The sequence below is a fragment of the Streptomyces sp. NPDC007164 genome (assembly GCF_040634135.1).
GTDB lineage: Bacteria > Actinomycetota > Actinomycetes > Streptomycetales > Streptomycetaceae > Streptomyces > Streptomyces sanglieri.
The window spans coordinates 18,736-35,446 of the sequence record NZ_JBEYFB010000026.1; the positions used below are offsets into that span (position 1 = coordinate 18,736).

The following is a 16,711-nucleotide window of genomic DNA, read 5'->3' on the forward strand; positions in this document are numbered from 1 at the left end:
AAACGCCTATGCGTTTCCCTCAGTGAGCTTTTCCAACCTGACACTGATGGCCGCGTGTTGGACGGTTCTGCGGAACGGCGAAGCTCCTGGTGGATGGGTTCTCGACCAAGATCGCCCGCAGTTACCAGGAACTTCGTGTGCTTGTCCACTCGTCGGGTCTCGCCCGGGAACCCGGGCGAGACCTGCGTTCATTCCAGTATACCGGAAGCGGGGTTGCCTAAATCGCTGCCGACACGGTCAGGACGCTGGCTGCAGCGACAAGCCAGAAAGGTCCGCTGAGCTCGACGAGGTACAGATCAGGAAGCCCGGAGTGCCTTTTCAGTAACTCCTCCGCACCAGCCGGCCAGGGTGCGTCGCCAGCAGGCAGCTCAGTCACGGATAGAGAGTCGGCAAACGCCCCGTCCAAGTCCGTTGGCTTCTGCAGGGAGTAGGCGTGCACTCCTTCGAGATGAAGAACTATTGAGGGTCGTTCTGCCTCTCCGAGGAGTCGCACTTCCAACATGTCTCTGTCTCCGGAGGCAAAGAAGGAAACGCCGTCGACGAAGTTTCCTTCGTATGCCGACAGGTAGTCATTGAGGCGAGCACATTCCGCCCGCATCTCGTCGTTCAGCACTTGACAAATTCTCCGTGGTCGTGGGATAGCGTCTTATTTCCACTCTCATCCCAGCGCTGGATCCCGTTCTTCTTGTTGGGGCCGTTATCGATCACGGTGGTGCGAGTGACCCTGCCGTCGCTGTCTCGGATGGTGATCTTGCTACCATCGCCGCTCTGATAGGTCATGTATCCGCCCTTGCCGCCCTTGCCGTCGGACCAGCTCTTCAGGGTGAATCCATTTCTCTCCAGGTAGTCGTGAGCGTCGTCCAGCCGCATTCCCAGGAGGTTTTGGATACGGGTGACATGCGGAGCGCCACCGTCATTGTGGACGAGGACCGGAGCGCCTCCGGCCAGTACGTAGTACGTGTGCAGGTCATCAACGGTGAGGTTGTAGACCTTTGTTGACTGGGTTCGGTGCGTGGTGGCGGTGATCTGGACCCAGGTGCCGGTGCTCGTCTGGAGCCATTGGCCGGCTTTGAGGTTTCCTGCCTCTATCCACTGGTGGAGTGCGGGGATCCAGAAGGGGTGGCCTTCGGTGGCGGTGATGTTGTCGGTCTTTGTGTTCTGCGCCTGGCCGGTGTCGATGGTGAGGTCGACGAGTTGTTTCTGCCCGTTGCCCTCGATGAGTGCGGTTATGGCGCGGGGGCCGGTTTCGCCGGTCTGCGGGTCGGTGGCGAGGACCTTGTCGCCGGTCTTGATGTCCTTGATCGGCTTGCTGGTGCCGTCCGCCATGAGCACGGGGGTGTCGGGGGTGAAGCTGTTGCGCGGCGAGCAGCCGGTGAAGCGCATGGTGCGCCTGGCGGCCATGAAGGCGCTCAGGGCTTCGCCGGCCATGCCCATCATGCAGCCTGTCAGGGCGGCGTTGCCGACTTGTCCCCAGTTGACCTTGCGGCCGGAGAGGCGCTGGAACGCCCAGTCCATGCCGCCGTCCATGAGGCCGCCGACGGCGCAGGCGGCGATCATGGGGTTGTTGCCGGTGGGGTCGGTGTAGGTGGTGGGTGAGGACAGGGCGTACTGGTAGAGGTTGGTGCCGCCAGCTTGGCCGATGGGGTCCTGGGAGATGAAGCGGCCGGTTTCGGGGTCGTAGTAGCGGTTGCGGTAGTAGAGCAGGCCGGTGCCGTCGTTCTCGCGGCCGGTGAAGGTGTACGGGTTGGAGGTGGCTGCGCCGGTGGTGGTGGTCTGGCCGTTGGGGTCGTAGGTGTATCTGGTGGCTATGGTGCCGTCGCTGTTGGCGAGGCCGATCACTGAGCCGAGTGCGTCGGTCAGGTAGGTCTGGGTGGTGCCGTTCTCGGTGCGGGTGAGGAATTCGTCCAGGCCGGAGGTGGTTACGGTCGCGGTGGTGTCGCCCGTGCCGTTCTGTTCGACCAGCGGGTTGCTGCCGTCGGTGAGGAACTTGTTGGTCGTCCCGCCGACGGTCCTGGTGCTGCGGGTGCCCAGGGCGTCGTATCCGAAGCTGCTGTTCTGTCCGGCCTTGGTCAGGCCGGTGAGCTGGCCGCGTGCGTTCCAGGTGTAGTCGCGGATGCCGTCGGTCTTGAGCTGGCCGTCCGCGTCGTAGGTGAAGGAGCGGCCGTTGAAGGTGGTGAGCCGGTTGTCTTTCCCGAACACCGCGCCTGTCTCTGCCGCCGGCAGCGCCACCGAGGCGAGAGTGCCGGACAGGCCGGTCTGGAGGCCGCGTACGTCCCTTGTGTAGGAGAGGTCACCGATGTCGGCTGCGCCCTTGGCGTAGCTGATGTTCTTGATGGTGCCTGTCTTGTCAAGGGTGGTGGTGCGGGTGATTCCGCCCGGCAGTGCGGCGGTCTTCTCGCGGCCGACCGCGTCCAGGCCGAAGGTGACCGTTTGGTCGCCGGAGGCGACGGATTTGAGGATGCTTGAGGTGTCGTAGTCGTAGAGGGTGGTTTTCCCGGCTGCGGTCATCTCTTTGCGTCGATCTGCCGCGTCGTAGACGTAGGCGACCGTTCCGGTGGGTCCGGTGACTGTCTTCGGCCGGTCGTACGCGTCGTACTCGAAGGTTTCTGTCCCTGCCTGGGTGTCTGTGATCGTCTTCGGCAGGTCGACCGCGTCGTAGGCGTAGGTGACGGTGGACTCGGCCGTGCCGGCCAGGTTCACGCCGTATTTGGTGTTTTTCGCCCGTCCCAGAAGGTCGTACTCGGCTGTGGCGACCTGGTTCGAGCGGCTGGTCACCTTCGCCAGGTTGCCTGCGGCGTCGTAGGCGAACAGTGCCTGTGCTCCCAGCGGGTCCTTCGCCGACTTGGCCCGGTCGGCGTTGTCGTACTCCCAGACGGTGGGGTTCTGGCGGGCATCGGTGAGGGTGGTCAGGTTGCCGTTTTCGTCGTAATCCAGGGCAGTGGTCTGGCCGAGCGGATCGGTGATCTTGCGGGTCTGGTTGAGAGAGTCGTACGTGAGAGTCGTGAGGGATCCCGCCGCGTCGGTCAGAGCGGACGGCCGTCCTGCCGAGTCGAGGAACTGGCTACTGGTGCGGCCTTCCGCGTCCTTGACCGACGTCACCTCACCGTTCAGGTAGCTGTATTCGGTCACCGCGTTGGAGGCGTCGGTCACCGTCTTCACCTGCCCGTCAGGGGTGTAGGTGAGAGCGGTTTCCCTCTTTTCGGGGTCGGTGATCTTACGCAGGTCGCCCACGGCGTCGTAGCCGAGGATGGTGGTGCTGTTCAACGGATCAGTGATGGTGGTGGGCTGGTCGTACGGACCGTCGTAGACCGCGGCGCCGGACTGGCGTGCCTGTGGCGTGCCTGCGAGCTCGGTGGTGCGGGTGATGTATCCGTTGGTGTCGTAGGTGAGTTCGGTGCGGCGGCCGTACGGGTCGGTGACCGCGTCCACGCGGTGGTGTGGCCCCCGGTGGTACTGGGTGGTGCGGGCCAGGGCGGTGCCGAGGGCCTGGGTGTCCTTGACTCCGAAGCCGTCGGCGTCGAATTCGACCCGCCTCAGGGATCCTCCGGGCTGCGTGACCGTTGTGGAGGTCACCTTGCCCGCGCCGGTCAGCGTGTACTCGAACGTGTACTTGGCGCCTTCGGTGAGCGTCTGCTCACGGACCCGCCCGCCCTCATAGACATTGGACATGTAGGTGATGCCGCGGGCATCCACTGCTGTCTTGATGCGGTTGGACGTGCCGTCGTATGTGTAGCGGCTGATCCTGTTGGCTGGGTCCTTGACGGTGGCCAGGCGGCCGGTGGTGTCGTAGGTGTACTCGGTCGTGCGGCCTGCGTTGTCCCGGATCGATGAAACGCGTTTCTTGGTGTCGTAGGCGAGGGAGATCCAGCGGCCACCGGGGGTGGAGATCTGCGTGATCTCGCCCTTGTTGCCGGCTCGGGTCAGCTGCACGGCGTTGCCGTGCCGGTCCCGTATCTCCTTCAGGGGCGCGTACTGGGGGAAGATCCAGGTGGTGCCGTCACGGAACTTCATGTGCCACGCCCCGTCGTCCCACACGATCTTCGAGCCGTGGAATCCGGACGGGGTCCCGGAGGGTTCGAAGACGGCATCGGCGTAGCCCGTGCCGGCTGACGTGCGCACGAAGGGGACTGACTGGCCGCCAGGCAAGTACAGGTCGACCTGTTCGTACTGTTTCTTCGAGTGCAGGAAGACGTTGTAGGAGAGGTCGCGTCCGATACCGAAGGCACGGGATCGCGTGTCGCCCTGCCAGTAGGTCCGGGTGATTTCCGCCGAGCCGCGGGAGTCGGACACGGCCAGGTCGGTACGTGAGTCGGTGAGCATTCCGGTGGACAGGTCGACAGGGTCACCGGACAGCCAGTCAAAAGCGTCCTTCACCCACGACAGGTCCCAGGGCAGCCAGTCGGGGATGTTGAACATCGCGCCGTGAAACGCCCAGACTCGTGTCTTGGCATCGGGCACGACCTGGCGGCCGTCCTCAGACACCTTCCCGTGCCCGTAGACGTACCAGCCCTTTTTCTTCGGGTCGTAGTCCATGAACTCCACGCGCGTGCCGGGGGATTCGCGTGTGTAGTTCGGGTAGATGACCTGCGCGCCCTTGGGGAAGATGTATGTGCCGCCAGGCTGCACGGTGAAGTACACGGGCACGACGCTGTTCTCGGGCAGTGGGAACGGTGGCCGGTCAATGGGTATGGCGGTGATCCCCAGCTCCGTGACCGGCTTGCCCTTCTCGTCCCGGACCACCGACCCCTTGGGGATGCGGACTTCGAGCCCAGGGATCTTCGGGGTCTTCAGCACCACGTCGGACTTCGCCGGGGCGGCGAAGCTCACCGTGTTCCTGGTGTCGAGGGGCGTCATCCAGACCGGGAACCCGAGATCGACGCTCCGACCACGCTTCGGGCTGATGTGTATGTCGAAGCGTCCGTACTGCCGCTTCCTCGTGTTGGCTGTCGAACCGTCGACAACCAGGGTCTTCGCGTCGGGACTGATGCTGGCCAGCAGGAATCTGCCGCGGGAGTCGGTTCTGGCCGTCTTGTCGCCGACGGAGACGGTGACCTTTGCCATGGGCTTCCCGTCCAGCTTCAGCACATGACCGGTCAACGCCGTTCTGCCCGGGGGCGAACGAAGTTTCCGGGGAGCTTTCGGCCCGTCGCCGCGGCCTGTCACCCAGTCCCGGCCGGCTTTCTGCTGCTTGCCCGGCTGCCAGGCATCCGCCCCCTCAGGAACGATCCCCGCCGCACCGCTCGCGCCGTCACCGCTGCTCGCCGCGGCGGCGGATCCGTCCTTGAGACCGAGAGTGATCTGACCGGTCGACGGGCCTATCGGCTCGACCACCAACGTGTATGTGTCCGGATCGAGGAAGTCGAAAGATGCGGAGAGGGTCGACTTGGGCAAGTACGCCGAGCCTCGTTGCTCACCTTCTGAATTAACCAGTTTCGCGATCCAGTCGAATGGTGACGGTGACTCGACCTCAAGGTCGGTACTGGTCCCGTCCTCCGAATCGACAGTGAAGGTGAAGTAGGCATGCTGGTACGGATGAGAAATCACGGCCGTTGACTTGGGACCACCCAGCGTCAGCGTGCCGGCGTTTACCCCGGCCATCCGTGAGGCGGTCACGGTGCCTATGGCTGTACGCGAGGGCTGGATCAGGATCCGGTGTGTTCCCTCTTGCAGGGGCGTGGGAAGGGTCACCCCTGTCTCCCCCAGTGTCCCAATCGTGCCGTGCTTAATGACTTGACCGTCGGGTGTGACCCTTGTGACTGCGGCCGTGCCCTTCAGTGCAACCGGTCCGGACACGATGGCCGAGATCCCGCTGTTGTCCGCGGCGAGGACGGGAACGATCAACTGCCGGCCAGGTCGGGTCAGTTCCGCCTGTGTGCTGGGGCTGGCGACTGTGAGCGGCGCGGTTGTCACCGGAGTCGAAAGCCAGAACTTCATCGACCCGGTGGAGGCTGCATAAGTCTGGAGCACCGCTGAGTACTTGTCTCCAGGAGTCAGGTCGTTCAGGTGCAGAGTACCGTCGCTGTTCGCGAAGACGTTTCCGACGCCCTCGACGATATTTCCGTCGGCGTCCCACGCCTGAAGGGTCGAATTCATCGGGATGGTTACGTCAGTGACGCCGATCCCTGCAATTCCGCCGGGCGGAGCGGTGAACTCCACTCGCGCCAGCTGCCCACGCCTAGCCACCGCCACTGGCACGGACGCAGCGTCTGGCGAAGGAGATACCTTGACGTCTGTTGACAGGAGAAGTCCCAGCGTTCCTGTGACCCCGGGGTCGGGGTTGGCGGTGACCGTGTAGGTTCCCGTCTCCGGCAAGTCCCCCAGCCCGACCGTTACGGAGGCCCCGGCAGGGATGTAGGTCCCTCCCCAGCCGACAGTCTCACCGGACGGTGTCTGCACCGTGATGTAGGCCGCGCCGGCAAAGGTGCTGTCGAGCGCGCCAATCGAGAAGTCGTCGCCCTTCTCCGCCTCGAAGGTGGCTCGCGCCTGTCGCCCTGGCCTGTTCAGGGTGATGCTGGCAGGCGTCGCATCGGTCGGTGAGAGCTGGCCGAGCGCCAGGGGTTGAGACGCGGTGACCGTGACGGCGCCCGCGCCGGTACTGGAGCTGTATGGCTCGATGACCAAGGAGTATGTTCCGGAGACCGGCAGGTCGGTGAGATCCCAGTCGAAGAGCTTGCCAGGGTTCACCCGGACCTGATCGAGCTCGATGTCCTGGGGAGAGACCATCCTTAGCTGCAGGGCGCCTTTGAACGTCGAGCCGGAGAGGTGGAAGCTCAGGGCGTCACCCGCGTCGGCATCGATCAGAACCCGGGCTCTCTTGTCGGAGGCCGAGATCGAGACTGAAGGCGGATCTTCATCGGTCGGCGATGTGCGAACAGTTGTCTCGAACTCATTTCCCTCCAGGGGAACGCTGAAGTCGCCGGGAGCCGATCCCCGGCCGTCAGGGGTCTCGATCGTGATCCGGCCTGTCGTAGCACCTGCGGGGACCTTCACTGTCAGGGCTGTATCAGCGCGCTTGACGACCTCTGCAATCCTGCCGCCGTTGAACCGGACGACATTGTCCGTCGCCGCAGACGCGAAACCGGCCCCGGAGAGCACTACTTCTGTTCCCGGCGGTCCGGAGGGCGGCGCATACGAGGTGACGCTGGGCTTTCCCGGGGACGGAGTGAAGGTCTCTGCCGACTTGGCGCTGGCACCGCCGACTGCTACTGACACCGGCTCCTTGGCCGCGCCTTCGGGAACAGTCACCACCAGCCGGGTGGCCGACGCCGACGTGACCGCAGCCGTCTTCGTCCCGAACGAGACCGTGTTGGAGGCCGCTGTTGTAGAGAACCCTGTGCCGGAAAGAGTGACGCTCTCACCCGCCGCAGCGCGAACCGGAACCAATGAGAGAACCGACAGGGCACTCGATGTGAAACGGTCCACGCCGAGGCGGTTGCCCGCCGCGTCGTAGCGGTATCGAGCGGTCTGGCCCGCCGGGTCCGTGACACCGACGAGGCGGGATGCCGCATCGTAGGCATACACCGCGTTGTTCGTGGTCGGTTCGGCGGCCGCGGGTGCAGTCGGACCCGCCGGGCTTCCAACGGGCGTCGAGTCGCCGAGGGTGCTGCCCTGAGCCCGGGTGGGCATTCCCGACGAGGCGGCAGATGGAGCCGCCTCTGCAGGCACCAGCCCCACCGATAAGGCTAACCCCAGCACCCCGACCGTGAGTGCCCGCAGGCGTGCGGACACACCCGTTCTGAACCGTTCGCCGCGCATGCGCACGCCGCTCCTCCCCAGAACCCCCTCATGAACCACAAATGGCTCACGACACCCACACTCACTATGCGAGCGGTCACAAGGTACACACAAACTGTCGCCATTGATCCGGACGAGGCAAGATCGCGCCAACGCGGCAGACCCGCAGCAGTGTTGACCAGCTTGCGACTGCCGCACCGGGCTTCTTCCGCCCGCCGGCAGCGGCCGCCGAGGCCACGATCAGCCGCTCCGGCCGGTCAGTCGAAGATCGCGTACAGGTTCCTCATCAGGGACGCCGGCCTCTCCCGCAGCACCGGCGGCGGCTCCTGCCGGGCGGTTCCGACGTACCGCCCCGGGGTGAGGGTGTAACCGTGCTCGCGCACCGTCGCCAGGTCCGCAGAGTGGCGGAAGCCGGGCTCGTCCTCGTACGAGAGGCCGGCGGCCCGCGCCGAGGGCGTGCCCCGCCACACGTGGTAGCTCTCGGCGATCCTGGCGATGTCGTCCAAGGTGAGCACGCGTTCCGTGCGATCCGCCATCGTGCCCATCTCGCGGGCGTCGACGAACAGAATCTGCCCCCGGCGATCGGTCAGGTGCTTCGAACCCTGTGAGGACTTGTCCTTGGTCAGGAGCCACAGGCAGGCTGGGATCGATGTCGTACGGAACAGCTGGCCCGGCAGCGCGACGAGGCAGGCGACGTGATCCGCCTCCACCAGCCCCCGACGGACGTCCCCCCCGACGCTCGGCGCCGAGCTCATCGAGCCGTTGGCGAGGACGACCCCGGCCGTCCCCCCGTCGGCCAGCTTCGACAGCGCGTGCTGGAGCCACGCGTAGTTGGCGTTGTGCCTCGGAGGAACCCCGTACCTCCAGCGGGCATCGTCCTCGTCCCTGGCCCAGTCCTTGACGTTGAAGGGCGGGTGGGCCATCACGAAGTCGGCCCTGAGGGCTGGGTGCTGGTCGTCGCCGAAGGTGTCGGCGGGCCCGGCCCCGAGGTCGCCGGTATCGATCCCATGGATCGCGAGGTTCATCCTGGCAAGGCGCCAGGTCCGCTCGTTCGTCTCCTGGCCGTAGACCGTGAGGAAGTTGGGGCGTTCCAGCGAGGCATGCGTCTCGGCGAACTTGGCCGCCTCGACGAGCATGCCGCCCGCACCGCACGCGGGGTCGTACAGGCGACCGCTGTACGGCTCCAGGATGTCCACGATCAACTGCGCCAGCGGCTGCGGGGTGTGGAACTCGCCGCCTCGCTTGCCCTCGGCACGCGCGAAGTAGGCGAGGAAGTACGCGTACACCTCGCTCAGCGCGTCCTGCGCGGTCATACGTCCGCTGCGGGTGAAGCGAGGGTCCCCGATGAGGTCGACGAGTGCGGCCAGGTGCCGTGCGCCGAGGTCACCGCGGTGGAAGACCGGCGGGAGGACGCCCCTGAGCGCGACGTTCTCCCGCATGATCGCTTCCATCGCGAAGGCGAGGCGGTCGCCCGCGTTCGCGTGCCTCATGTCGGCTGTGATACGGGACCAGCGGGCCGCTTCCGGGATCCAGAAGACCCCATGGGCGAGGTACGCGTCGCGGTCTTCCAGGAAGGCGCTTCGCCGTTCTCCGGAGACACCTTCCGCTGCGAGCTCCGCGGCGAGCTCCGCCCGGCGCTCCTCGAAGGCGTCGGAGAGGTACCTGACGAAGAGCAGCCCGAGGACGAACTCCTTGTGCTCGGCCGCGTCGACGGGACCGCGAAGCGCGTCCGCCGCCTTCCACATGACGTCGTGGACCGCCTCGACGGCGGCCGCGCCGATGCGCTCCCGTTGCCCGGTGGGCCTCTTCTCACGCGGTGGCACGAGGTTGCCGCCTCCTTCCGTGACCGATCGTCCGATTGTCCACGACTGGGGTGGGAGCTGTCCCAGGAGCGCTGTAACGTAGCGGTGACCAACTGTTTTTCTTGATCCGGGGGCGGGCGAAGATGTCGACGATCGGTCTGGCCGCGGCCATCGACGAGCTGCGGCAGGAGCTGTACGAGGCGCAGCGCCTCGGCGTCGGCGAGCAGTTCGCCTTCGGTGTCGAGGAGGCGGAGCTGGAGCTCGAGCTCGAATTGCGCAAGTCCGTCAAGGGGGACGGCAAACTCTCCTTCGGCGTGGTCACCGTCGGCGGGAGCGGCGAGCGCTCCACGGTCCGCACCCACAAGCTGACGCTCAGGCTCTCGGTCAAGGACCGCGCCACCGGCGGTGCCGGTCCCGAGATCGGCGACGACGAGACCGGGTCGTGGGACGAGGAGTGACGTGGATCCGCGCAGACTGGCGCTGATCCGAAGCGGAACCGACGAACGGCCCCGCCGCGTGGGCTCCGGCTATCTGATCACCCCCCGACTGGTCCTGACGGCCCGTCATGTCCTGGAGGACCGTGCCACCGGACTGCCCTGGCCGGCGATCACCGTACGCATCGGCCATCACAATTACGGCGAGACGACCCTCGTGGCGGCGGAACTGCTCTGGCAGCACCCGGACGGACGGGACGTCGCGCTGCTCCGCATCCACCGGGACCTAGACCTGTCCGGGGCCGTCCGCTGGGGCCGCCCCACCGGCACCGCCCCGCTGCCCTACCAGGGGCTCGGCTACCCCCTGTCGGCCAAGGGCGACACCCGCGACCCGGAGAACCTGCGCGGGGAACTGCCGCCCCTCTCCGGTGCCACGGACCGCTACGTCCTGGACCAGGGACCCTCGCCCGTACCCCGCACCGACGACAAGAATTCCTGGGGCGGCGCCTCCGGAGCCGCGATCTTCTGCGGCGACCGTCTCGTCGGCGTCGTGACCCAGGAAGTGCACTCCTATGGAGCCCGCCGCCTGATCGCCCTGCCGGCGCGTGCCTTCGCCCAGGACGACGACTTCGTGTCCCACCTCGTCGAGCACGCCGGTACGCCCCCCGAACTGGGCACGGTCGGGGCACCCCCGCCGGAGGCGGCACCCGCCGCCGAACGCACACCCGCCGAGCGCGAACTCGAACGGCTGCTGGACCCGTTGTTCCCGGACCGCGCCTCCCGCATCGACCACGCGCGGGATCTGGCACGTGAGCTGGACTACGAGACCGACGGCTACGAGCCCACCACCGCCGACCTCGTGGCCCTCCTGAAGGCCCACCCCCGCGCCCTCGCCTCGCTCGGCGAAGCCCCGGCGAGGAGCGCGACGGGGTCGGTCCGGGCCGCGTGGACCCACCTTTTCGCACGGGCCCGCGCAATCGCACACGGTTCCCTGCTCTCCGCCGACGAGTACGAGTCCCTGCTCGGCCTGCTGACCCGGGTCCGCGAGGAGCAGCCGAGGCTCCTGCCCGGGGCGGCCCCCGAGGCACTTCCGTACGCCGTCCTGCCCGAGAGCCTCACCCGTCCGCACCTCGGCGAGGATGACCTGCGCGCCGCGATCCACGGGCTGGAGGAGCTGTCCGACAGCGAGAGCGTCCCTGAGGGCACCCCACCGGTCCCGGCGCTGCTGCGGCTCGTCGAGTACGTGGCCTCCTCCGCCGTGGACCGGCTCGGCGACGAACTGCGCGCGTGGTCGAGCGCGACCGCCGACCGGCTCGGCGTCCACGCCGGAGCCCTGAGCGAGCGGCGCGCGGACGCCGCCCACTGGGCCAAGCGCCGGATCTCGCCGGTGACACGGGTGGTGATGGAACTGGAACGCGACACCGCGACGGCGGAGGAACGGTACCGGTGCCGGATCCTGCTCGCCCGCGAGGACGGCTCGCACAGCGTCCTCAAGGAGGCGGAGTCGGCATCGAAGACCCCGCAGGAGGCGGCGCGCTCCCTCGGCGAAGCGGTCGCCACCGCCCGCCAGGAGCCCGGCCAGGGCGACCACGTGCCCTGGGTGACCGTCGTGGTCGACCGCTCGGGACTCGACCTGGCCGTCGACGAGTGGGAGCCCGGAGAACCGGACGACATCCTGCTCGCATGGCCCATCGGCGCCGAGTACCGCGTCTCCCTCAGCTGCCCCGACCTCCCCGTCGACAAGACGGTCCGCGAGCTCGACCAGGAACGCCGCTGGAAGCGCGGCCGTTCGGCGGCGCTCACCACCAGCCGGACGTGCGGCGACAGGAGGCAACTGCGGCACCTGCTGGAGACCGAGCACCGCGACACCGCGCAGGTCGTCCTCCACGGCCCCGCCGACCAGCGGAAGTCCTGGCTCATGATCTGTCTCGCCCTGGGCGTCCCCGTCGTGCTCTGGGACCGTGACGCCGCCGGCTACGAGGACGCCGACAGGCTCGGGAGTCTCGCACCCGGCGGCGGGCTCGACGCGCTCCCCGAGCGGGTCCGGGAATTCCGGAGCCACTCCGCTGCCCACCCGGGGGAGCGGCGGGCCCGTCCCTCCCTCGTCTGGGAGCCGGACGACCGCCACCCCAAGACCGAGTCGCTGCACCTGAGAGACCCCTGGAGAGGAACGCACGCGTCATGACGACCTCAGAGCCCCTGGCCGGCACGGGCCCCCGACGCCTGCCCTCCGCCGACGGCCCCGACGACTGGCGGCTGTTCCAGGGAGACGGCGAACGCCGTGAGGTCCCGTTCCCCGCCGCACCGCCGTGGCGCCGGTTCGACCGACAGGAGTCGCCGACCGGAGCCGAGGCCCCCCACCCGAGGCCGTACCTCATCGGCCCCGAGGAGGCCGACGTCGTGAACGCGGCGCTCCACCTCCGCCGCCCCCTCCTGGTCACCGGCCAGCCCGGCACCGGCAAGTCCTCGCTGGCCCACGCCGTCGCCCACGAACTCGCACTCGGCGCCGTCCTGCAGTGGCCGGTGAACAGCCGATCGACCCTGCAGGACGCCCTCTACCAGTACGACGCCGTCGGCCGGCTGCGCGAGGCCACCCTCCGCCGCGACGCGGACGGCACAGAACCCGACATCGGCCAGTACATCAGGCTCGGCCCGCTCGGCAACGCACTCGTGTCCCGGGAACGCCCCCGCGTGCTGCTCGTCGACGAGCTGGACAAGGGCGACATCGACCTGCCCAACGACCTGCTGACCGTCTTCGAGGAGGGCGAGTTCACCATCCCCGAACTCACTCGGCTTCCCGAAGACCACGCCCCGGTCCGTGTCCAGACCGACGAACCGGACGACCCCGCCCCGATCACGCGCGGCCGGGTGCGCTGCCGCGAGTTCCCGGTCGTGATCATCACCAGCAACGGCGAACGGGACTTCCCGCCCGCCTTCCTCCGCCGCTGCGTCCGCCTCGACCTCCCCGAGCCCGACGAGCGGCGCCTGCGCGAGATCGTCGCCGCCCACCTCGGCCCCACCGCCCTGGACGATATGGACGACCTGCTGCGCGAGTTCCTCGGCCGCCGCGCCACCGGCGAACTCGCCACCGACCAGCTGCTCAACGCCGTCTTCCTCCGCAAGGGCGGCGTCGACCTCGACGCGGGCTCCCTCCTCAAGGCCGTCCTGCACCAGCTCGGCGGAGCCGTGTGACCCCGTGATAGAGCGCGTGACGAAGGTCCTGGCCGAGAGCGGCGCCGAACTATCCCAGGAGGAACTCCTCGACGCCCTGTGGCTCGCCGGGAAGCTCTCCCGGGCCGCCGCCGCACCGCTGGCCCGCGCCGTCGGCGTGTCCGACGCGCCCCCGTCGTCCTCCGGCACACCGCACCACGACGGGCAGCCCTCGGCGACGGCGGACGACATGGAGTCCGCCGGGACGGCCGCCGAACCGTCGGACACCACCCCCACAGACTCCGCGCCCGCCCGCCCGCTCCTGGCCGCCGAACGGCGCCCCGCACACGAGGACGCGGAGGCGGACACGGGCGCCGCCCCGTCCCCCGCGAGCGCCGTCCGAGCCCCCGACACCCGCCTCTTCGGAGCCGGGCAGCTCCGGCTCGGCAAGGCCCTCCGCCCGCTGCGGCAGCGCTTCCCCGACCCCAGCCGCCACGAACTCGACCTCGCGCGGACCGTAGCGGCCATGGCCGACACCGGCCTGCCCGAGACCGTCAACCGCCCGGCGCGGACCCGCTGGCTGTCCCTCGCCCTCGTCGTCGATGACGGCGTCTCCATGGTCCTCTGGCAGCGGCTCGCCGCCGAGATCAGGGAACTCATGGAGCGCGCGGGCGCCTTCCGCGACGTACGCGTGTACGGACTCGACACACGCGCCGCCACGCCGAGCCTGCGCACCAGCCCGTACCGTCGCCGAGGACGCCCCCAGTCGCCGAGGACACTGTGCGACCCGACCGGGAACACCCTTGTCCTCGTCGTCAGCGACGGCGTCGGCGACGCCTGGTGGGACGGCGGGATGCGACGGGTGACCGAGCGCTGGGCGCGGTGGGGTCCCACCGCGATCATCCAGGCCCTGCCCTCCCGACTCTGGGCGAGCACCGGGATCGCCGCCCGGCGCTGGCAGGTCACCACCCATCGCCGCGGCGGCCCGACGCACGCCTGGCACGTCACCGACCCGGACCTGCCGCCCGACCTCGTCCGCTACGACCCCGTGCCCGTCCCGGTCCTCGAACCGACCCCCGTGGCCGTCGCTGACTGGGCGCGGCTCATCGCCTCGCCGGGCGGCACCGCGCTCCTCCCGCTGTGGGACGCCGTCCCGCCCGTCACCCGCCCGCCCGACGCCGCAGCCACCCGCCGGAGCGACGACGCCGGAGCCGTCCTGCGCTTCCGGGAGGCCGCGACCTCCGAGGCGTACCGGCTCGCGGCCCACGTGGCCGCCGTCTCGCCCGTCACACCACCGGTCATGCGCCTGGTGCAGTCCGCCCTCGGACCTCCCACGGACCCCGGACACCTCATGGAGGTGTTCCTGGGAGGTCTGATGCACGAGGAGGGGACCGACGGGCCCGACCGGCTGCCGCACCACCGGCGCTTTGACTTCTCCGGCGAGGCCCGCCGCGTGCTGCTCAGCGCCGTCCCCCCAAAGGAACTGCTGCGCACCACCGATGCCGTCACGCGGCGGATCGAGGCCGCCGTCGGCCGCGCCCCGCTCTTCCCCGCCTGGGTCGGACACCCGGACGGCACGGCCCTGGTCGGCGACACGGGACGCTCCTTCGGCTGGCTCCGGGACCAGCTGCTGGCGCGGCTCGGTATCCCGCCCGCGGCCGCCGGACCGGTGAAGCCCGTGGCGGACCGCGACCGCACGCCCCGGAGCTGGGCCGAGGAACCATCGCCGCACGACGACGAGCTGGGGGAGATGCTGCCGGCCGGCTGGGTGGAACTCCTGCCGGAGGACCCGGTGCGGCTCGGCCGGTTCCGGCTCCAGGCACGGAGTGCCTGGGGCTGGCAGCACGTGGTGATGTTCCTGGCCAGGGACGAGGACGACACGCTCGTCACGATCCGGGGGACCTCCGAGCTGCACGCCGACGATCCGGCGGCCGCGCTGTCCCTCGTCCGCACGGAAGCCGAGTGCCTGCTCAGGATGGCGGGCGTGTACGCGCCCTCCCTCGTCGACTTGCGGGCGAACACCGACGAGGAGCCGCCCTGGCTCGCGGCGACATGCGTCCACCGCAGGGCGGGCGATGTGTCGTCGGGCCCCGCGCCCAACCTGTGGGCCGTCCTCGACGAGTACGGGGGAACGGTCCCGGAGGAGCTCTTCCTGCGGATCGGCTTCGCTCTGTGCGAAGCCCTCGCCCGGGCCCACCGGCTCGGCATCGTGCACGGCTCGCTCGCCCCCCGGTCCGTGCTCGTCTCCGACCACGACGTCCGGCTGGTCGGCTGGGCGACGGCGACCCTGGACGGCACCGACAGTGCGCACCGCGACGAGCTCCCCACGAACCAGGGGTACCTCGACGCGGATGACGGCGGCCCGTCGCTCGCTCCCGGGAGCGATGTCTACGCGGTCGGCGCCCTGCTCCTCGCCTTCCTGGCGGGACAGTGGAGCGACCCGAGGGCCGAGGACGAGGAATGGGGCCCGCTGGCGACGCCCGGTATCGATCCGGCGCTCGTCCGGATGCTCTGGCGCTGCCTGCGGCGCGAGCCCGCCTTCAGGCCGTCCGCCGCCGACCTGGCCGAGGCGTTCGCCGCCGCGTCCGGCGCCCCGGCGTCCGGCGGCGCCTCGGAGGAGTCCCTCGTGGCGATCACCGAGGACGTCCACCAGATGCGCCTGCTCGCCAGGGAGGACCTGAGGGGCCACGGCCGCGAGTTCGCCCGCCTTCTCACGACGTACGCGAACCGGCTGGCCTCCGTCGGGCGCCGACAGGAGTCGCTCGCCGCCGCGGAGGAGGGCGTACGCCTGTACCGGGAGCTGGTCTTGGCGGAGGGCGAGTACCACGTCCCCGGCCTTGCCGCTTCCCTCAGCAACCTGTCCGTGGGACTGGGCGAAGCCGGCAGGCAGAGCGACGGACTCGTCGCGGTCTCCGAAGCAGAGTCCCTGTACCGGGAGTTGACGCGGCAGAATTTCGACCTCTTCGGTTCCGGCCATTCGATGGTCCTGAACAACCTCTCCCATCGCCTGGCCGAGGCGGTACGGATGCAGGAGGCGCTCCAGGCCGTCGAGGAGGCCGTCACGATCGACCGGAGGGTGGTCGCGCGGGGCCCGACGGGGCACGAGGACGGTCTCGCGATGAGCCTGACGAACCTCGGGAGCCGACTTGGCGACCTGGGACGAAGCCACGAGGCGCTGCGGGCCGTCACCGAGGCCATTCACATCCATCGTTCCCTGCCCTCCGCCCAGGCCCGGCGGGTCTGGAGGAACTTCGCGGTGAGCCTGAACAACCTCGCCGTGCTCCTAGGCGATCTGGGACGTCATGAAGAGGCCCTGACCACGCTCGACGAGTGCGCCGCCGTGGTGCACCGGTTCGGAGGTGAACCGTCGGGAGCGGCCTCCGAGGTCTTCGAGCAGTCCGAGCGCGTCAGGCTGTGGCTCGAGGACCTCCGCGCGGAAGCCCCCGAGCGGTAGGCCGTGGCGGTCGCGGGGACGGATTACGAGGCGCGGGTCGTCGATCGAGGAGGAGGTCTCGATGCACGACGAGGAGTATCCCGCTCGGACGCACAGTGACACGTCCCGAAGGAACGGGCGCCGCTCATCCGGAACGC

The 16,711-nt window shown here is 68.8% G+C and carries 7 protein-coding genes; 4 read left to right on the forward strand and 3 right to left on the reverse strand.

What is annotated here, in order from left to right; genetic code table 11:
* Positions 1–217: 217 nt before the first annotated feature.
* The 3 genes from ABZ622_RS27285 to ABZ622_RS27295 all read right to left on the reverse strand — a co-directional run bounded on the left by ABZ622_RS27285 (position 218) and on the right by ABZ622_RS27295 (position 9,557).
* Positions 218–613, reverse strand: coding sequence for a hypothetical protein (locus ABZ622_RS27285; RefSeq protein ID WP_360547466.1), 396 nt, complete (start codon positions 611–613; stop codon positions 218–220).
* A complete protein-coding gene (locus ABZ622_RS27290) occupies positions 607–7,755 on the reverse strand; it encodes a polymorphic toxin-type HINT domain-containing protein (protein ID WP_360547468.1) in 7,149 nt (2,382 codons plus the stop codon). Before ABZ622_RS27290 ends, ABZ622_RS27285 begins: the two co-directional genes overlap by 7 nt.
* Before the next feature lie 236 nt (positions 7,756–7,991).
* The gene (locus ABZ622_RS27295) at positions 7,992–9,557 is read right to left on the reverse strand and encodes an N-6 DNA methylase (RefSeq protein WP_360547470.1); all 1,566 of its coding nucleotides are present in this window, start codon (positions 9,555–9,557) and stop codon (positions 7,992–7,994) included.
* A gap of 122 nt (positions 9,558–9,679) precedes the next feature.
* On the opposite strand from ABZ622_RS27295, the gene ABZ622_RS27300 reads away from it, so the two are divergent.
* Genes ABZ622_RS27300 through ABZ622_RS27315 form a run of 4 tightly spaced genes read left to right on the forward strand, consistent with a single transcriptional unit; the run spans position 9,680 to position 16,574 of the window.
* Positions 9,680–9,994 (forward strand): trypco2 family protein, encoded by a 315-nt coding sequence (locus tag ABZ622_RS27300; RefSeq protein WP_360547473.1) that lies wholly within the window; start codon positions 9,680–9,682, stop codon positions 9,992–9,994.
* Between the two features lies 1 nt (position 9,995).
* On the forward strand, positions 9,996–12,155 hold the full coding sequence (locus ABZ622_RS27305; RefSeq protein WP_360547475.1) for a trypsin-like serine protease: 2,160 nt from the start codon (positions 9,996–9,998) through the stop codon (positions 12,153–12,155).
* Positions 12,152–13,162, forward strand: a complete 1,011-nt coding sequence (locus tag ABZ622_RS27310) for a MoxR family ATPase (protein ID WP_360547477.1) — start codon at positions 12,152–12,154, stop codon at positions 13,160–13,162. The genes ABZ622_RS27305 and ABZ622_RS27310 overlap by 4 nt, the downstream gene beginning before the upstream one ends.
* Before the next feature lie 16 nt (positions 13,163–13,178).
* The gene (locus tag ABZ622_RS27315) at positions 13,179–16,574 is read left to right on the forward strand and encodes an SAV_2336 N-terminal domain-related protein (RefSeq protein WP_360547479.1); all 3,396 of its coding nucleotides are present in this window, start codon (positions 13,179–13,181) and stop codon (positions 16,572–16,574) included.
* Positions 16,575–16,711 lie beyond the last annotated feature (137 nt).